This window comes from Streptomyces muensis (genome assembly GCF_021474425.1).
GTDB classification, from domain to species: Bacteria; Actinomycetota; Actinomycetes; order Streptomycetales; family Streptomycetaceae; genus Streptomyces; species Streptomyces muensis.
On the sequence record NZ_JAKEIP010000014.1, the window covers coordinates 1 to 18,433 of the forward strand.

Annotated in this window: 16 protein-coding genes and 1 pseudogene; 13 read left to right on the forward strand and 4 right to left on the reverse strand. The window is 73.3% G+C overall.

Annotated elements, in window-relative coordinates; translation table 11 throughout:
* The 3 genes from L0P92_RS06310 to L0P92_RS06320 all read right to left on the reverse strand — a co-directional run.
* Positions 1-999: sensor histidine kinase (locus tag L0P92_RS06310; RefSeq protein WP_234761517.1), on the reverse strand; the 999-nt coding region annotated here is incomplete at its 3' end.
* Positions 996-1,658, reverse strand: a complete 663-nt coding sequence (locus L0P92_RS06315) for a response regulator (protein ID WP_234761588.1) — start codon at positions 1,656-1,658, stop codon at positions 996-998. The genes L0P92_RS06315 and L0P92_RS06310, both read right to left, overlap by 4 nt.
* 303 nt (positions 1,659-1,961) lie before the next feature.
* Complete coding sequence (locus L0P92_RS06320; protein WP_234761518.1) at positions 1,962-3,224, reverse strand: FAD-dependent oxidoreductase; 1,263 nt, start codon at positions 3,222-3,224, stop codon at positions 1,962-1,964.
* 164 nt (positions 3,225-3,388) lie between these two features.
* Here L0P92_RS06320 and L0P92_RS06325 point away from each other — a divergent pair, with 164 nt between their 5' ends.
* On the forward strand, positions 3,389-6,001 hold the full coding sequence (locus L0P92_RS06325) for an ATP-binding protein (RefSeq protein ID WP_234761519.1): 2,613 nt from the start codon (positions 3,389-3,391) through the stop codon (positions 5,999-6,001).
* 146 nt (positions 6,002-6,147) lie between these two features.
* Positions 6,148-6,933, forward strand: coding sequence for a sulfite exporter TauE/SafE family protein (locus tag L0P92_RS06330; protein WP_234761520.1), 786 nt, complete (start codon positions 6,148-6,150; stop codon positions 6,931-6,933).
* Positions 6,934-6,949: 16 nt separating this feature from the next.
* On the opposite strand, the pseudogene L0P92_RS06335 reads toward L0P92_RS06330, so the two are convergent.
* Positions 6,950-7,783, reverse strand: a pseudogene (locus L0P92_RS06335) (HAD-IC family P-type ATPase); the annotation flags it as partial.
* A gap of 158 nt (positions 7,784-7,941) precedes the next feature.
* Between L0P92_RS06335 and L0P92_RS06340 the strand changes: the two are divergent.
* The 11 genes from L0P92_RS06340 to L0P92_RS06390 all read left to right on the forward strand — a co-directional run bounded on the left by L0P92_RS06340 (position 7,942) and on the right by L0P92_RS06390 (position 18,433).
* Positions 7,942-8,400 (forward strand): hypothetical protein, encoded by a 459-nt coding sequence (locus L0P92_RS06340; protein ID WP_234761521.1) that lies wholly within the window; start codon positions 7,942-7,944, stop codon positions 8,398-8,400.
* A 178-nt stretch (positions 8,401-8,578) separates the two neighbouring features.
* The gene (locus L0P92_RS06345) at positions 8,579-9,010 is read left to right on the forward strand and encodes a hypothetical protein (RefSeq protein ID WP_234761522.1); all 432 of its coding nucleotides are present in this window, start codon (positions 8,579-8,581) and stop codon (positions 9,008-9,010) included.
* Positions 9,011-9,149: 139 nt separating this feature from the next.
* Positions 9,150-10,235 (forward strand): PLP-dependent cysteine synthase family protein, encoded by a 1,086-nt coding sequence (locus L0P92_RS06350; RefSeq protein ID WP_234761523.1) that lies wholly within the window; start codon positions 9,150-9,152, stop codon positions 10,233-10,235.
* Positions 10,235-11,533 (forward strand): MFS transporter, encoded by a 1,299-nt coding sequence (locus L0P92_RS06355; protein WP_234761524.1) that lies wholly within the window; start codon positions 10,235-10,237, stop codon positions 11,531-11,533. The genes L0P92_RS06350 and L0P92_RS06355 overlap by 1 nt, the downstream gene beginning before the upstream one ends.
* A gap of 155 nt (positions 11,534-11,688) precedes the next feature.
* On the forward strand, positions 11,689-12,039 hold the full coding sequence (locus L0P92_RS06360) for an NADH-quinone oxidoreductase subunit A (RefSeq protein ID WP_234761525.1): 351 nt from the start codon (positions 11,689-11,691) through the stop codon (positions 12,037-12,039).
* Complete coding sequence (locus tag L0P92_RS06365; RefSeq protein WP_234761526.1) at positions 12,030-13,259, forward strand: hypothetical protein; 1,230 nt, start codon at positions 12,030-12,032, stop codon at positions 13,257-13,259. Before L0P92_RS06360 ends, L0P92_RS06365 begins: the two co-directional genes overlap by 10 nt.
* Positions 13,252-14,196, forward strand: coding sequence for an NADH-quinone oxidoreductase subunit H (locus L0P92_RS06370; RefSeq protein ID WP_234761527.1), 945 nt, complete (start codon positions 13,252-13,254; stop codon positions 14,194-14,196). Before L0P92_RS06365 ends, L0P92_RS06370 begins: the two co-directional genes overlap by 8 nt.
* 10 nt (positions 14,197-14,206) lie before the next feature.
* The gene (locus L0P92_RS06375; protein WP_234761528.1) at positions 14,207-14,770 is read left to right on the forward strand and encodes an NADH-quinone oxidoreductase subunit J; all 564 of its coding nucleotides are present in this window, start codon (positions 14,207-14,209) and stop codon (positions 14,768-14,770) included.
* Positions 14,767-15,072, forward strand: a complete 306-nt coding sequence (nuoK, locus tag L0P92_RS06380) for an NADH-quinone oxidoreductase subunit NuoK (protein WP_234761529.1) — start codon at positions 14,767-14,769, stop codon at positions 15,070-15,072. Before L0P92_RS06375 ends, nuoK begins: the two co-directional genes overlap by 4 nt.
* Complete coding sequence (locus tag L0P92_RS06385; protein WP_234761530.1) at positions 15,069-16,919, forward strand: NADH-quinone oxidoreductase subunit 5 family protein; 1,851 nt, start codon at positions 15,069-15,071, stop codon at positions 16,917-16,919. The genes nuoK and L0P92_RS06385 overlap by 4 nt, the downstream gene beginning before the upstream one ends.
* 5 nt (positions 16,920-16,924) lie before the next feature.
* Positions 16,925-18,433 carry a complex I subunit 4 family protein gene (locus tag L0P92_RS06390; RefSeq protein ID WP_234761589.1) on the forward strand — a complete coding sequence of 503 codons (1,509 nt, stop codon included), beginning with the start codon at positions 16,925-16,927 and terminating at the stop codon, positions 18,431-18,433.

Consider the following 18,433-nt stretch of genomic DNA (forward strand, 5'->3'; position numbering starts at 1 on the left):
GGGGTGGGGCAGTGAGGGGCGGGTGGGCGGAGTGTTCGTGACGGTGACGGTGAAGGCGGCGCCGTCGTCGTCCTGCCCGAGCCGCACGGTGGCGGAGGCGCCGGGTGCGTGTTTGCGGACGTTGGTGAGGGCTTCCTGGACGGTGCGATAGACGGCGCGCTGTGCGGTGGTGCTGACGTCGGACGGGAGTTCGCCGGTCAGCCGGGTGTCGATGCCACTGCTGGTGACGAGCTTGTGCAGGTCGGCGAGGGTGGGCTGCGGGGTGAGCTCGCTGGCCCGGCCGCCGGAGGCGCGGAGCAGGGTGACCATGTGGCGCAGCTCGTCGAGGGTGTCGACGCTCAGGGAGCGGATGGTGCGGGCGCCCTCCTTGAAGTCCGGGTCCTTCGCCGCGACTTGGAGGGCGCCCGCCTGTACGGCGATCAGACTGACCTGGTGGGAGACGACGTCGTGCATCTCGCGGGCGAGCTGGGCGCGTTCGCGGGCGAGGACGGCCTGGGAGTGCAACAGGCGTTCGTGTTCGCGGGCCTCCTCGATCTCGGCGAGGCGGCGGGCCAGGTCCCGGCGGGCCTGGACGAGCTGGCCCAGCAGGACGGGGGCGCCGGCGGCGGCGAGTGTGTAGAAGAAGTAGACCAGGGTCCAGGTGCGTTCGTGCGAGGCGAGGCCGCTCAGCGGCCAGGGCGCGGCGGCGGCGACGGCGAACAGCACCGCGCATGCCACGAGCAGGCGGCGGTCGCGGGAGCGTTCGGCCAGCGTGAACAGGGCGGCGAACGGCGCGAAGACGATGTCCAGCATGAGGCTGGCGGGGAGGGTGAGCAAGAACACCACGAGCGGCAAGCGCCGGCGCAAGGCGAGGGCGGCGCAGGCGAGCGCGGCCACGGCCTGTTCGCGAGGGCCGGTGTCCCCCAGGCTGAACAGGACGTCCACGACGGCGACCGCGACGACCACGGCGTCGACGACCGGATCGGGGATCCGTGTCCACCATGCCCCGGGCGTGGTCATCGCCCGGACTCCGAGCGCCGCCGTCCGTCGCCGAGCAGTCCGGCCCGCTGTGCGAGCAGGGCCGCCTGGACCCGGCTGCCGACGCGCAGTTTGGTCAGGATCGCGCTGACGTGGTCCTTGACGGTGCCCGCGCTGAGGTGGATCCGCGTACCGATCTCGGCGTTGGTGAGCCCCTCCGCGATCAGTACGAGGACCTCGCGCTCGCGTTCGGTGAGCCGGCCGACCCGGGCGGCGTCCTCGTCGTCGACGGTCGCCGCGCCGGGGTGACTCTGCCAGACGGCGCGGGACGCCTTCGGCGACATCACCACCCCGCCCGCCGCCAACGTACGGACCAGCTGCGCGAGTTGGTCGGGCTCGGTGTCCTTGAGCAGGAAGCCGGCCGCGCCGGAGCGCAGCGCGGTGAGGATGTACTCGTCGGCGTCGAACGTCGTCAGCATCGCCACGACCGGCGGCTCCGCGAGCGCGCGCAACTGCCGCAGCACCGTCAGCCCGTCGACGTCCGGCATCCGGATGTCCAGCAGCACCACGTCGGGAGCTTCCCGCCGGACGCTGTCGACGGCTTCGGCGCCGGCTGTGGTCGCGACGACCTCGATGTCGTCGGCCGCGCCCAGGATGAGTTTGAAGCCGGAGCGCACCAGGGCCTCGTCGTCCACCACCATGACCCGGATCACGTGCGCCCTGCCTCGTCGTCGTAGTGCGTACGTCCTCGGCCGCACGTCGGTGTCGATTGTCACCGTTTCGACGGTAGAACGGGAACCGCCTGGTCAGGCGGGTCGGCAGGACATTCCCGCCACCCGGGGGGTGCGTTCCCGCCGTACGGGGGAGACGGCCCCGTCCCACCGCGCGGGCCCGCCGGGTGGCGGGGCGGCACCGGACGGTCGCCCGATACTCCGGGCCGCGGCCGGCTTCCAGCGTGGAACGCATGACCCACGACGCAGACCAGTCGAAGGCCTCGACGCGGCCTACGCGGGAGTCGCCGAAGACGTCCTCCCCGCGGTTCCCCGCAGGGCACGCGTCCGGGAGCCGACCACGGCCCGGGCCAGCACCTTGGGGTTCAGCAGCACCGACGGGGGCGCCGCCCGCATGCCGAACATCGCGAGGCGTCGGGCGATGTCCGGATCGGTGACGGCCGCGGTGCGGACGGCACGCCGGAGCGGGTCGGCTGGTCGGGCGAGGGCTTCCTGCCGGCCCAGGGCGTCGTACTTGTCGATGAAACGGTGGGCCCGGCGGTAGGAGCGCAGGGCGCGCCGCAGGTTCCCGCCGTCGGCGAGGGGCACGGCGGTCGCGTCGGCCAGCCAGACGGCGCTGCGGAACGCCCAGCCGCAGCCGACCGCCGGGACGGGGTCGGAGGCGGTGGCGGCGTCGCCGATCAGGGCCAGGCCGGGCCGCGGTGTGGGGTCGCGTCGTATGCACGGGTAGTCGGTGGTGCCGACGAGGTTCGACACGCGTCGTGCCCCGGCGAGCGAGGGCCCGTCCGGCAGACGTGCCACGAACCGGTCGAAGGCGGCGACCCTGTCCGCGGTGAACTCGGCGAGCCGGTCCTTCGCCGGGAAGACGCCCACCTGCGTCAGCCCGCCGTCGACCGGGATGCACACGGCGATGTCCGGGTCCAGGGACCAGACCTGGCCGTCGCCGGGGCCGTTCATCGTGGCCCCCTCGTAATAGGTCCAGAAGAGGAAGCGCCGGTTCGGGGCGCTGTCCTCGGCGACCCCGGCCAGCCGGGCGACCGTGGAGTGGTGGCCGTCCGCGCCGACGACCAGACGGGCGCGCAGGGTGGCGCGTTCGCTCCCGCCGACCGACGTGACGACTCCCGCGACGGCGCCCGTGCGGTCCTCGACGAGGTCGACGACCCGGTGGCCCCGCAGGAGATCCACGCCCGGGGTCGCGGCGGCGATCTCGCGCAGCAGCGGGTCGAGCGCGCTGCGGCGCAGACTGATCGCCGGCGGGACCCCGCTGTCCGGCCGGGGGACGACCCAGCCGGCCCCGGTCCGGACACCGAGCCCGCCGGTCACCGCCGCACCCCGTGCGAGCATCGGCTGCCAGAAACCCATGCGTTCCAGGACGCCGTGCGTGCCGCCCAGCACGAAGTGCCCGCACAGCGTCTTGTGCGCCCGGGGGCTGCGATGCCGTTCGACCAGTGCAACCCGCAGTCCGGCGCGTCCGTAAGCCGTCGCCGCCGTGCAGCCCGCGATGCTCGCGCCCACAATGATCACGTCGTGTTCCATGGCCGTCTCCGCTGCTGAGGTCCGCCTCCCGGTCCTCTCTCGTCCCGGGGTCTTCACGCAGCATGCGCGGGGCTGCCGAACGCCGACATCGGTGGTGAATACCCATCCTTGCGGGCCGTCGCCCAGCTACCGCCGCGAACCGTCGCCTGCCTACCATCGAGAACGTGAGGATCGGCGAGGGGACGCTGGCCGAGCGGGACGGCGAGTTCGCGGCACTGTCCCGCTGGTGGGAGGAAGCGGCCGCCGGAACCGGGCGTCTCGTCCTCGTCGGGGGCGACGCGGGCGCGGGCAAGACCGCGCTGATCCACGAGTTCGGCCGACGGCTCGGCGACGTGCGACTGCTCAGCGGCAGCTGCGAACCACTCACCACGCCGCCTCCGCTCGGTCCGCTGCGCGACATGGCCGACGCTCTGCCCGCCCCACTGGGCGAGCTCCTCCTCGGCACCCCCGACCCGGTGGCGGTGCGCCGTCGGCTGCTCGACGAGCTGCGCCGGGGCGGCACCCCGACGCTCGTCGCGCTGGACGACGCGCACTGGGCCGACGAGGCCACGCTGGACCTGCTGCGCTTCCTGGGCCGCCGCCTCGGAGGGTGCCCGGCCATGGTCGTCGTGGCCTACCGGCAGGACGAGGTGGGGCCCCGCCATCCGCTGCGGGTGCTGGCCGGCGACCTGGCGGCGCTCCCCGTGGTCCGGCGGCTGACGGTGCCGATGCTGTCGGAGGCGGCCATCGCACGTCTCGCCGCCGGCACCGGCGTCGACCCCGCCGAACTGCACCGCCGTACCGGAGGCAACGCGTTCTTCGTCACGCAGGTCCTGGGCGACGGCCGCGCGGCGGTACCCGCCACGGTCCGGGACGCGGTGCTCGCCCGCGCCGCGCGGCTGGGACCGGGGGCGCGGGACGCGCTCGACGCCCTCGCCTGCCTCGGGATGCGAGCCGCCCCCTGGCTGGTCGAGGCGGTCTCCGGCCGGTCGGCCGCCGAACTGGACGAGTGTGTGGAGCGCGGCATGCTCACCGCCGACCACGGCGCGGTCGCCTTCCGGCACGAGCTGGTCCGGGTGGCGGTGGAGGAGGCGATTGGGCCGGGGCGGGCGGCGCACCTGCACCGGCGGGCGCTCGCCGTGCTCGCCGCACGCCCGCCGGGCGAGGTGGAACCGGCGCGACTCGCCGATCACGCGCAACGCGCCGACGACCGGGCCGCCGTACGCGCCTACGCACCCCTCGCGGCGCAGCGGGCGTCCGCGCTGGGGGCTCACAAGGAAGCCGCCGCCCATCTTCGCCGTGCCCTCGACGTGCTCGGGGGAACGCCGCCGGCCGACCGGGCGGGGCTGCTCGAGGAACTCGGCCGGCAGTGCCATCTCGCCGACGATCTCGAAGCCGCCCTGCGTGCCCGGGAGCAGGCCGCCGACGCCTGGCGGGCGGCCGGTGACGAACGCCGGCGGGCCGGGGCGCTGGCGGGGCTCGCGATCACCGCGGCGCATCTGGCACGGGAGATCCCGCGCGGGGAGAAGGCGTGCGACGAGGCCCTCGGGCTGCTGACGGCGCTGCCACCGGGACCCGAACTCGCGCTCGCCTGCGCCGTCCGCGGAAAGTTGGCCGCCATGGCCTTCCGCAACGCGGAGGCGATCACCTGGGGCGAGCGGCTCCTCGCCATGGCCGGCGAGGACGCGGGCCCGCCGCAGCGGGCGCTCGCGCTGCTGGCGATCGGCATCGGCCGCGCCCAGGAGGGCGACGTGGCCGGCCTCGACCTGATCGGGCAGAGCGTCCGACTCCTGCGCGAGACCTCCGCCGACGACCAGGCGGGGCTCGGCTACTTCTGGCTCCAGTTGATCTGCGTGACCCGCCGCTGGTATCGGGAGGCGGAACGCTGGTACGGCGAGGCCCTCGCCTTCACCGACGAACACGGCCAGGAGATCTGGCGCCAGTGGCTGCGCGCGTTCCGGGCACGCGCGATGCTCGACCAGGGGCGCTGGGACGAGGCCGAGGCGCTCGCGTCGGAAGTGCTGCGCACGGCGGGCGCTGACGACGGGCGCAAGATGCTCAGCATGGTGGTGCTCGGCCGGCTGCGCGCCCGGCGAGGCGATGCGGACCCCCGCCCCCTGCTGTCCCGGGTCCATGCGGCCATGGTCACCGCCGAGCCGGTCGTCGGCTGGATCATCGGCTCCACGCCCGCGTTGGCCGAGACCGCCGCGTACGCGGGCGAGAGCGACCGGGTACGGGCGATCGTCACCTCCGCGCTGCCCGCCGCGGAGAAACAGGGCGAGCCCTGGCTCGTCGGCGAACTCGCCCACTGGCTGTCCCATGCCGACGGACCGGCCACCGTGCCGGCGCTCGCCGCCGAGCCCTACCGACTCCAACTGTCCGGCCACCGGCGGGAGGCGGCCGAGCGCTGGCAGCAGATCGGCTGCCCCTACGAGTCGGCGACGGCCCTCGCCGACTCCCCGGAGGAGGGCGCGCTGCGTGAGGCCCTCGCGGCCTTCGACGGCCTGGGCGCGCGGCCGATGCGTGACATCACCGCCCGTCGGCTGCGCAGGCTCGGAGTACGCGACATCCCCAGACGCCCGGTTCGCGCGGCCGGCCCCGAGGGGCTCAGCGCCCGCGAGCAGGAAGTCCTCACCCTGCTCGCCGACGGGCTGCGCAACGCCGAGATGGCCGAGGCCCTGTTCCTGTCGCGGCGCACCGTCGAGCATCATGTCGCGGCCGTGCTGCGCAAACTGGGAGTGGACAACCGGGGCGAGGCGGCCCGGTACGCCCGACGCAACGGCGTGGCCGTCCGGTGACGAGGCGCGGTGCGGCGGTACCGGAGTGAGCGGGACGTGGCGACGTCGGCCGATCATGAAGGTTTCGTTGCAGGCCGGCTCTTCCGCGCTCCGGGCACCGATACTGGCCGGGGTGTCGAGGCGGCGGGGGGAAAGCGGGGGCGGCGGTGGACTGGACGGTGCTGGGAGGGCTGGCGTCCGGACTGCTGATCGCGACCGTCACCGCTCCGGTCGGTGTGTCCGGGGCGGTCTTTCTGCTCCCGGTCCAGCTGAGCGTCTTCGCCGTGCCCAACCCCGCCATCACGCCGACCAACCTGCTGTTCAACGTGGTCGCCGGACCGGGAGCCCTGTGGCGGTACCGCCACGACGACGCCCTGCGCGGCGACCTCGCCAGGCGCCTGGTGTCGGGCACGCTGCCGGGTGTCGTCCTGGGCGCCGCCGTCCGTGTCTTCGCCCTGCCCGGACCGGATGTCTTCCGGCTCCTGATCTCCGCCCTGCTGCTGCCCCTCGGCCTCTGGCTCTGTCTGCGCACACTGGCCCCGCAACGCCACCGGCCACCGCCCGAAGGCGAGTTGTCCCCGCGGACACTCACCGGCCTCGCCCTGGCCGTCGGAGTGGTGGGCGGCGTCTACGGCATAGGCGGTGGTTCCCTGCTCGGACCGGTCCTCGTGGGGCGCGGCCTGCCCGTCGCCCGGGTCGCTCCGGCCGCGCTCGCCGCCACGTTCGCCACCTCCGTGGTCGGCGCCGCCGCCTACGCGCTGTTGTCGCTCATGGGTTCCGGGGACGCCGCCCCCGACTGGTGGCTCGGCCTCGCCTGCGGCACCGGCGGCCTGATCGGCGGCTACCTCGGTGCCCGCCTCCAACCCCTCGTGCCCGAACGTGCCCTGCGTCTGCTGCTGGGCACACTCGCGGCAGCCCTCGGCACGCTGTACGCCACCGAGGCCCTGGCCTGAGCCACCGCGGCCCGCTCTATCGGAAGGACCGCAGACGCAGACTGTTGGTGACGACGAACACCGACGAGAAGGCCATCGCGGCCCCGGCGATCATCGGGTTGAGCATGCCGAGCGCGGCCAGCGGCAGGGCCGCCACGTTGTAGCCGAAGGCCCAGAAGAGATTGCCCTTGATGGTGGCGAGGGTCCTGCGGGACAGCCGGATCGCGTCGGCGGCCACCCGCAGGTCACCGCGTACGAGCGTGAGGTCGCCCGCCTCGATCGCCGCGTCCGTGCCGGTGCCCAGGGCGAGGCCGAGGTCGGCGGTGGCCAGGGCGGCCGCGTCGTTGACGCCGTCGCCGACCATGGCGACCGTACGGCCTTCCGCCTGCAGTCGCCTGACCACGTCGACCTTGTCCTCGGGCAGGACTTCCGCGATCACCTCGTCGATGCCGACGGCCCGGGCGACCGACTCGGCGACGAGCTGGTTGTCACCGGTCAGCAGGACCGGCTTCAGGCCGAGCCCCCGCAACTCCGCCACCGCTTCGGCGCTGGTCTCCTTGACGGCGTCGGCGACGGTGAGGACGCCGCGCGCCTCGCCGTCCCAGGCGACGGCGACCGCCGTCCGCCCCTCGGCCTCCGCGGCGGCCTTGGCCTCGGCGAGTTCCCGGGGCAGTTCGACGGCCCACCGCTCGAGGAGCTTCTCCCGGCCGACGAGTACGGTGTGCCCGTCCACGACGCCCCGGACGCCGAGGCCGGCGACGCTCTCGAAGTCCTCCGGCACCGGCAGGCTCCCGGCATGCTCGGCGGCTCCGGCCGCGATGGCCTGGGCGATCGGGTGCTCGGAGGCGTGCTCCAAGGCACCGCTCCCGCGGCTTCACCACCGGCGCCGTCGTGGCCGCCGTGGCAGCGGTCGTGGCACTGGTGCTCACCCCGGGCCGCGGTCCCCGAGAGCACGTCCAGCAGCCGGAGGCGGCGTGATGTGACGGGACTCCTGGTCGATCACCGCCGGCGAGCCGCTAGGATCACGGCATGGTTACGGCTTGGTCGCCCTGGCGCATCGTCAGGACCCGCTCCGGTGCGGGTCCGCTGCTGCGCGTGTCGGCTCTGGCCGTGCTGCTGTTCGGCTTCCTCGTGACGCACGGCATCCACGCGGAGAGCGTCCAGAGACACCTCTCCACCAGTGCGACCACCCCCGCCGCCCGGCAAGCAGGCGGCGTTCACCACGCGGCCGACGAGCCCGCGCGGCTGTCCGCCGCCGACGCCGAGGACCGTCATGGCGGCCATGGGCCGTCCCACCCCGGCGAGCACTGCGCGTCCGGGCAGCCTCAGCAGGGTTCCGCCCTGGCATCGCCCTGCTCCGCGGCGTCGGTTCGCGCGTCGAGCAGTTCCCAGGACGCCTCGACCGTCCACGGGCCGGCCGCCGGCAGGCCCGTGGACGGTGCGTCTCCCGCGGCCCTGAGAGCGGCCTCCGTGGTGCGGCAGGTCTAGGAGCACGGACTCCTCCAACCGGCCTGCCGGCTGTCACCGGTTCGGCTGGTATCGCGCGACGAACGTCCCCTCCCGCGCTCATGATGGGTCGTCACGTTCGTCGAAGGCGTCCTGCCCCCACCCATGTCTGCGCCTCGCTCCGGCCTCGCCGGAGACATGGCAGCAACGCGGAGGACCTGTGCCGACACATTCCCGTACGCCCGCGAACGCCCCCTGGGCCACACCCGGCTCGCCCTCATGGCGTCGACTGGTCTCGGCGGTCCGCGGCACCTTCGTGATGACGCTCATTCTCTGCGCCGTCCTGCACGGCGTCTCCGAGGAGACGCACCCGCCGGTGCCCGTGACGGCCGGATTCTCGGCGACGGCCGCGGGCGAGGACCCGCACGGCCCTCACGCTCCCCACGGGACCGAGGACTGTGCGGCCGACGTGATCGTGCGCACCGCGGCCCAGTCGAGTGAGGACCTTCCCCTCGGCGCGCTCGCCGTCGTCGTCCTCCTTGCCGTGTCCCTGGCGGCGGCACGACCCCTCGTCCGGCATACGGGCCGCAGACGTCGCGGCACCCGCCCCGGCCGGGCTTCGCTCGTCGTCACGTCGCGATGGCGGATCTAGACCACCCGCTCGCAGCCGACCGACTTCGCGGCTGCCGCGTGCCCATGACCTGAGCGCGGACTCCCCGTCCGCCCCACGGCCATGACACGCGAGATGAACCCGCACCCGTATTCATCGAGCGAGAGTGAACACAAAAGACATGCAGTCATTGACCAAGACCGCGGTCGACGCGGGCCGGTCCGCCCTGTCCGGCCTCGTGGGCAACACCCCACTGCTGCGGGTGTCGGAGCCGCTGGCCCCGGCCGGACGCGGCTTCTGGGCGAAGCTCGAAGGGTTCAACCCCGGCGGCATCAAGGACCGTCCGGGCCTGCACATGGTGGAGCGGGCCCGCGCCCGTGGCGATCTGCGGCCCGGCGGACGGATCATCGAGTCCACCAGCGGGACCCTGGGCCTGGGGCTGGCGCTCGCCGGAATGGTGTACGGCCACCCGGTCACCCTGGTCACCGACCCAGGGCTCGAGTTGGCCATGACCCGGCTGCTGACGGCGTACGGCGCCCAGGTCAACGTCGTCTCCGAACCGCACCCGACGGGCGGCTGGCAGCAGGCCCGCCGCGAGCGGGTGCAGCGGCTGCTGGAGCAGCACCCGGACTCCTGGTGCCCGGACCAGTACAACAACCCGGACAACGTCGCCGCCTACACCCCGCTGGCCCTCGAACTCGCCTCCGAGCTGGGGCACATCGACGTACTGGTGTGCAGTGTCGGCACCGGCGGCCACTCCGCCGGCGTCTCCCGGGTGCTGCGCCAGCTCTACCCGGAGCTGACCGTCGTGGGCGTGGACACCACCGGTTCGACGATCTTCGGCCAGCCCGCCCGGCCCCGTCTGATGCGCGGACTCGGCTCCAGCATCTACCCCCGCAACGTCGCCTACGAGAACTTCTCCGAGGTGCACTGGGTGGCCCCGGCCGAGGCGGTGTGGACGTGCCGACAGCTGGCCGCCTCCCACTACGCCACCGGTGGCTGGAGCGTCGGCGCGGTCGCGATGGCGGCCGGCTGGCTGGCCCGGACCATGTCGGCGGACGCGCGGATCGTCGCGATCTTCCCCGACGGTCCGCAGCGCTACCTGGGCACGGTCTACGACGACGACTACTGCGCCGCCCACGGCCTGCTGGACTCACCACCGGCACTCGAACCGGACCTGATCGGCAGCCTGGACGAGAAGGAGGTCACCCGCTGGACCCGGTGCACCACCGTGGTCGACCCCCTCGCCTCCGAGGAGGACCGGTGATGGGGCTGTTCACCCAGGTCCGGTCGTACGAACGCGGCGTCCGGCTGTTGATGGTGAACCAGTTCACCATCAACCTCGGCTTCTACATGCTGATGCCCTACCTGGCCGCCCACCTCTCCGGCACCCTCGGCCTGGCCGGCTGGATCGTCGGACTCGTCCTCGGCGTACGGAACTTCAGCCAGCAGGGCATGTTCCTGGTCGGCGGCACCCTCGCCGACCGGCTCGGCTACAAGCCGATGATCGTCGCCGGCTGTGTGCTGCGGACCCTCGGCTTCGCGACCCTCGGTCTCGTGGACTCGCTGCCCGCGCTGCTCGCCGCCTCGGCGGCCACCGGGCTGGCCGGCGCGCTGTTCAACCCGGCCGTACGGGCGTACCTCGCGGCCGACGCGGGGGAGCGCAGGGTCGAGGCGTTCGCCCTGTTCAACGTGTTCTACCAGGCCGGCATTCTGCTGGGCCCCCTCGTCGGCATGGTCCTGACCGGGGTCGACTTCCGCGTCACCTGCCTGGTGGCGGCCGGGATCTTCGCGCTGCTGAGCGTCGTACAGATCCGCGCGCTGCCCGCCCGGCGGGCCGAGGACGCCGAGCGGCAGGAGAGCCACAGCGGTCAGAGCGTGCTCGCCCAGTGGCGCGGCATCCTCGCCAACCGGCCGTTCGTACTGTTCTCCGTCGCCATGATCGGCTCCTACGTCCTGACCTTCCAGGTCTATCTGGCGCTGCCGCTGGAGGTGCGCCGGCTGGGCGGCGACGGGCAGTTCGGCACGGCGGCGGTCGCGGTGCTGTTCGCCGTGTCCGGGCTGAGCACGATCCTCGGCCAGACACGGGTCACGGCATGGTGCAAGCAGCGGTACGAACCCGGGCAGGCGCTCGTGCGCGGGCTCGCCGCGATGGGCCTGGCCTTCGTCCCGCTGCTGGCGGCCACCGCCGTACCCGTACCGGAGTCCCGGATCGGGCTGTGGCTGCTCGCGGCGGTTCCGCCGACCCTTGCCGCCCTGCTGCTGGCCATCGGCACGATGATCGCCTACCCCTTCGAGATGGACACCATCGTCCGCCTCTCGGGTGACCGCCTCGTCGCCACCCACTACGGGCTGTACAACACGATCTGCGGCATCGGCATCACCGTCGGGAACCTCGGCACGGGCGCCGCACTCGACGCCGCCCGCGCGGCCGGAATGCCCGCCCTGCCGTGGATCACGCTGACCGTCCTGGGCCTGGCGTGCGCGACCGCCCTGTACGGCCTGCACCGCACCGGCCGCCTCGCGACGCGCCCCGCTCCCGCCCCGCTCACCACGACCGCCTGACCCACCGGCCCACCGACCCAGGGGGCGGGGCACCGCACGGTGCCCCGCCCCCGCCGGGATGTGGCGCCGGAGTCGGGGTCCTTCCCGAGGTAGTGGAATGGTGATACCCCCAGGGGGTAGCGTGCGAAGGGTGCCGAGAACGGAGGTCGGGCGCGATGGACACATGGCAGCCGATGCTGGTCCTGCTCGGCGTGATCGGCGCCGGTCTGGCCGCTCTGTACGGGCTGGGCCTGTGGCTGGCCGCGGCGCGAGCGCCCCTCGACACCGGACCCTTCGCCGGAGGTCTCGAGCCGGGCGAGCACGCCGTGTCCCGGTTCCATGTGCGCTGGTACCCGGTCACCATGATCTTTCTGGCCTTCGACATGGAGATGCTCTTCATGTACCCGTGGGTGAAGGTCGTCTCGGAGGTGGGCACTCCGGCCGTCGTGGAGATGTTCCTCTTCCTCGGCATCCTGTTCGCTGCGGTGGCGTACGCCTGGCGCGAGGGGGCCCTGCGATGGACCTGAGAGGCGCTCTTCGGCGTACGGCGATGACACGCCCGGCGGTGCTGGCGGTGACGCTGCCCGGAGCGACCGAACTCCGGCTGGAGGCCGAGGCGGAGGTGCGCCGACGGGGGTGGCCCGTCGTGGATGCCCCGGCTGCCGCCGACCTGTTGGTCGTCTGCGGCGACCCGGCGTCGGATGACACGCCGTGGCTGGACGGCATCGAGCGGTCGATGCCGGAGCCCGCCCTGCGCATCGTGGCGGGGGAGAGCGGGCAGCTCGCCGACGCGCTCGACACGGCTCGCAGGGACCTGATCGACAAGGCCGCGACTCGGCGCGCGGCCGAGGTGGCCGAGGTAGCCCACGTGGCCGACGTGTCGGACGAGCCCGGCGGCCATGAGCACGGCGATCACGAGGGGCACGGTGACGGCCACGACCACACCATGGGCGAGGTGGCGGGCCTTCCGATGGCCGAAAGGGGCGACGACCGGGACGAGCTGAGGCTCGATCGGCTGCATGTGCCGATCGGTCCCGCGTCGAGCGACTGGCCGGCAGGGCTCGTTCTCCGTCTCACCCTGCAAGGCGACGTCGTACAGGGCGTCGAAGTGGATCACCTCCCCCTACCGCCCAGCCCTCGACTCCCCTTCTGGGACGAGCCGTGGCTCAGGGCGGCGCACGGCGATGAGGTCAGCAGGGGCAGCGCGGTGCGCCGGCGTTGTGCCGCGCATCTGGACAGTGCGGGACGGCTGCTGGCCGTCGTCGGCTGGGACGACGTCGCGGCCCGGTGCCGTCGGCTGCGGGACGAGGTGCTGTCGGGGGCGTCACGTGAGAGCATCGGCGGCGATCTGCGCCGTACGGTTCGCCGCGTCGAGCGGTCCCGGCCGCTGCGCTGGTCGATCGCCGGACTGGGGGAGTTGCCGGCGGACCGGGCACGGGCGGCCGGAGTGAGCGGACCCGCGCTCGCCGCGGACGGGGACGCGCACGACAGGCTGCTGAAGTGGCTGCACGAGGTCGAGCGCGGCCTCGAAGGGCTCGACGACGCACGGCCGTTGGCGCCGGATGACCGGACCGGCCCGCGTGGTCGGCTGGACGGACCGCAGCCGCCGTCGCGGGCGCTGCTCGACATCCTCCCCGAGTTGCTGACCGGCGCCGAGTTCGCCTGCGCCCGGATCATCGTGGCCAGCCTGGACCCCGACCTCGACGAACTCGCCCTCGCGCCCGTCTCCGGAGCGGCCCATGCCTGACGCAGCGCCCCTGTGGGCGACCGTCGTCCTGCCCGTCGCCCTGGCGGTGGCCGCCGTCGTCGCGGCCGGGTTCGACGCCATGCTATCCGGGTCGGCCGAGCGCGGCCCGGCCGGGAGCGTCCGGGAGGCCGGGCTGCGGGCGCTGGCCCCCTTGCGCGAGGCCCTGCGGCTGCTCGTCCAGCGGCCGCGCCGTACGACGGCCGCCGACCGGCTGCTCGGACGGCTGGGCGTGGTGCTGGTCCCGGTCGCGGCGGTGCTCGCGGGTGCCGTACTGCCGTGGGGCTTTCGCGCCGTGAGTGATCCGTCCGTCGGCATCGTGTGGTTCAACGCGATGGAGGCGCTGGCCTGGGCGGCGGTGTGGCTGGCGGGCTGGGGGCCGAACTCGGCGCTGTCGCTGGTCGGCGGGTACCGGTTCCTGGCGCAGGGTCTGGCGTACGAACTGCCGCACATGTTCGCCATCACCACCGCTGCCCTCGGCGCCGAGTCCCTGCGGGTCGGGGACGTGGTCGCGGCGCAGGACGGCCTGTGGTTCGTGGTGTGGATGCCGGCCGCGTTCGTCGTCTATCTGCTGAGCGCGCTCGCGATGTCCTTCTGGGGGCCGTTCGAGCACCCGGTGTCGCGCGACGCGGCCGGTGGTGCGGCCGCCGAACTCGCGGGCGTGGACCGGCTGGTGTTCCTGGGCGGGCGGTGGCTGCTGCTGGTGGTGACCGCCGGGTTCAGCGTGCCGCTGTTCCTCGGCGGCGGCCACGGCCCGCTGCTGCCCGGCTGGGCATGGACGCTGGTCAAGACCGTCGCCGTCCTGGCGCTGCTGGTCGCCGGGCGCCGGGCACTGCCCGTGCTGCGGATGGAGCGGTACATGGAGGTGGCCTGGATGGTGCTGGTGCCGCTGACGCTGCTTCAGGCGCTGTTCGTGGCCGTAGTCGTCCTCAACCGATGAGCGAGAGGCCATGCCTGACGAAGTGATCTTCTGGGTGCTTGCCCTGGTCGCCGTGGCCGCCGGAGTCATGGTCTTCCGGTTCGACTCCATGGCCCGGGCCACGTACGCACTGCTGACCTCACTGCTGTGCGTCGGCGGCGAGGTGCTGCTGCTCGGGCTCGACTACCTCGGCGTGGTGATCGTGCTGATGATGACCATCGAGATGGCCATCATGGCCGTCTTCATGGTGATGTACATGATGAACCCGGCCGGGCTCATGCCGATGACCATGGTCCACAACAAGAAGGGCGCGGCCGCGATCTGCGCGGCGGTCTTCGCCGTCCTCGCCGCGGGAGTCCTGCTCGCCCCGTGGCCGTCCCGGCGCGGCAGGCCGTCAGCCGACCCGACCATGGACCTGGGCCTGTCGCTGATGGGCCCTCAGATGCTCACCATGATGGCCCTGGGGCTCGCCCTGTTCGCCACCATCGTCGCGACCGTCGTCCTGGCCACCCGTCGGGGCCGCTACGACCGCTTCGGCGACGACCTGAAGGCGCGGACCCCCGACGACGCCGTACGAGGAGGGACGGGCCGATGAGCCTTGAACTGTTCCTGCTGCTCGCCGCCGCCCTGTTCAGCATCGGTCTGTTCGGCGCGCTCACCCAGCAGTCGATCGTGATGCTGATGATGGGGCTGGAACTGATGCTGGGCGGCGTCATCGTCGGCGCGGCGGCCGTCTGGCACTACATCGCCCCGGCCGCCGCCGACGGGCAGGTGCTCGTCGTCCTCGCGGTCACGGTCATGGCGGTGGAGATGGTCGTCGGGTTCGCCGTCGTCACCGCGCTGTTCCGGTCCCGCGAGGTCGACATGACCGACATGGCGGCGGAGTTGAAGGAGTGACCGCGCTGTTGTGGGCGCTCGTCGCGCTGCCACTGACCGTGGGGACACTGCTCGCGGTCGCCGGCCGCCAGGCCGACCGGTACGCCCCCACGGTCGCGGTCGCAACGGCCGTAACCGCCCTCGGCCTCGCCGTCGCGGCGGCGTTCGAGCACCCGAGGGCCGAGGCGCCGCTGCTCGAAGGGCTCCCGGCCGGGCTCGCGGTCGACGGGCTCTCGGGCCTCATGGTCGTGACCGTCACGGCGGTGACCGCGGCAGTCCTCCTCTTCGGCGTCGCCGACATCGGACCGGGCGAGGCACGCGCCCGCTTCTTCGGGCTGATGCTGCTGTTCAGCGGCGCGATGCTGACGACGGTCACCGCGACCACGCTGCCGGTCCTGCTGATGGCCTGGGAGGTGATGGGCGCCACCTCCTGGGCCCTGATCGGCTACTGGTGGCGCGACCCGGAGCGCGGGAACGCCGCCAATACGGCCTTCCTGACCACCCGCGCCGCCGACCTCGGCCTCTACCTCGCCGCCGGAGCGGCCCTGGCGAGCGGGCAGGCCGGCTCCCTCGCCCTCGACGAACTCCCGGACGCCACCGGCGCGTGGTCGGCGGTCATCACCGCCGGCGTCATCGCGGCCGCGTTCGGCAAGTCGGCCCAACTGCCGTTCAGCTTCTGGCTGTCCCGGGCCATGCAGGGCCCGAGCCCGGTCTCCGCCCTGCTGCACTCGGCGACCATGGTCGTGGCCGGGGCGTATCTGCTGCTACGGCTGGAGCCGCTGCTCGCGGGGTCCGGCTGGGGCGGGCCCGTCGTGGCGTGGACGGGCGCGGTGACGGCGGTGGTCCTCGGCCTGGTCGCCGTCGCGCAGAGCGATCTCAAGCAGCTGCTCGCCGCCTCGACCTGCGCGCAGATCGGCTTCATGGTGCTGGCCGCCGGGGCAGGTACGGTCACCGGCGGAACCCTGCAACTCATCGCCCATGCCGCCGCGAAGAGCCTGGCCTTCCTCGTCGCGGGCGCCTGGCTGACGACCCTCGGCACCAAGGCGCTGCCCGCCCTGCGCGGTGCGGCCCGACGGCACCGTACGGCCGGGATCACCTTCACCGTCGGGGCCCTGGCGCTGGCCGGAGTCCCGCCCCTGTCGCTGTGGGCGGCGAAGGACGTGCTCCTCGCCGGTGCCCTTGAGGAGAGCACCGCGCTGTACGTCGTCGGGCTGGCCGGCGCGGTGATCTCCGCCGTCTACAGCGCCAAGGCCCTCTGGTTCGTCTGGCAGCCCGCTCCCGTACCGGACGACCGCGAGGAGCCGATGCCGCACGCGACCCGGCTGCCGCTGGTAACCCTTGCCGTCGCCTGCGCCGCCCTGACGGTCACGTCCTTCCCGCCCGTGCGCGACGCGGTCGAGCGGGTCCTCGGCGACGAGGCGCAACTCAGCCCGTACGTATGGGAGTTCGTCCTGTCAGGCGCCCTCGCGGTCGCGGTCTCCGCCGTGATCTGGATCCGCGGTCCGCAACTCCTCGCCCTCCCCGGCCGGCTCACCGCCCTGGCGGCGGAATGGCTCGGTCTGGAGACCGCCGCGCGCACGCTCCTCGTACGTCCGGTCATGCGCCTCGCCGACGCGCTCGCCGCCTTCGACGACCGGGTACTGGACCGTGCCGTCGAGGGCGGCGCACGCGGCTCGGTCCGGCTGGCTCGGTGGACCGACTCCCAGGCCGAGCGGCTCGTCGACGGCGCCGTGGAAGGCGTGGCGGACGGCGCCCGTGCGCTCGGCCGCCTGGCCCGACGACCGCAGACCGGGCAACTGCACCAGTACCTCGCTCAGGCCGTCGCCGCCTTCACCGTCCTCGCCGTCGTCCTCGTCCTCGTGAGGTGACCGCCGTGCTCACGGCCCTCGTCCTGCTCCCCACCGCCATGGCGGCCCTCCTGCTGTGCGTGCCGCGCGGCGCGCCCCGCACGCTGTTCCTGACGGCCTGGGCGGCGACCACCGCCGCCGAACTGGTCCTGACGGTGATCGTCTGGACGGGATACCGGGCGGGCGACGGCATGCAGTACGAGACGCGGGCCCGCTGGATCCCCAGCGCCGGCATCAGCTACCACGTCGGAGTCGACGGCCTGTCCCTGCCCCTGGTGGCCGTCACCTGCGTGCTGTTCCTCGCCTGCGCCGCGTACGCCTGGCGCCAGACCCGTCGGCCCAGGGAGTTCGTGGCCCTGTTCCTGTTCCTGCAGACCACCTGCCTCGGTCTGTTCGTCGCCCTCGACCTGATCCTGTTCTTCGTCTTCTTCGACCTGTCCATCGTGGCGATGTACTTCATCATCGCCGGGTGGGGCCACAAGGGCGCCGCCCGCGCGGCACTGAAGTTCTTCCTCTACACCTTCATCGGCTCCCTCGCCCTCCTGCTCGGCTTCATCGGCCTGTACCTGGCCGCCGACCCGCACACCTTCGACATCATCGAGCTGACCGACGCCGACCCCCTGGCCGGACGCGCGACGTACGGCGCCCTCGTCCTCCTCGCCATCGCCGTCGGACTGGCGGTCAAGACCCCGACCGTGCCCTTCCACACCTGGCTGCCGCCCGCGCACACGGACGCCCCGGCCGCCGGGTCGGCGATCCTGGCCGGGGTGCTGCTGAAGATGGGGACGTACGGTTTCCTGCGCATCGCCATGCCCGTGCTGCCCGACGCCTGGCGCGAGTACGCCCTCGTCCTCGTCGTCGTCGGCGTGGTCTCCGTGCTCTACGGCGCGCTGGTCGCCCTCGCCCAGACCGACTTCAAACGGATGGTCGCCTACACCTCCGTCAACCACATGGGCTACATCATCCTGGCCATCGGGGCGGCCGGGGCGGTCGGCGCGGACCAGGAGGAGGCCCGCCGCCTGGCCGTCACCGGCTCGGTCTTCCAGATGGTCAGTCACGGGCTGCTGACCGGTGCGCTGTTCCTGCTGTCCGGCGTGCTGTACGAGCGGGGGCGCACGTACGAGATGTCCGCGTACTCCGGTGTGGCCGGGCGGGCGCCGGTGTTCGCCGCGCTGACCGGCGTCGCCGCCTTCGCCTCGCTGGGGCTGCCGGGGTTCTCCGGCTTCATCGCCGAGTTCCAGATCCTCACCGGGAGCCTGGGCCCGCAGCCGGTGGCGACCGGCCTTGCCGTGCTCGGGATCCTGCTCACGGCCGGCCTGTTCCTGCGCGCCCTGCAACAGGTCTTCCTCGGACCGCTGCGGCTGCCGGTCGCCGCGCCCGGCACCGACCGGCCGTTCCCGGACATCCGTCTCCACGAAGGACTCGCGATCGTCCCGCTGCTGGCCCTGGGCGTCGTCCTCGGCCTCGCCCCCCGGTTCGTCCTCGACGTCATCGAGCCCGCCTCGCGCACCGTGCTGGAGCTGCTGGCGCGATGA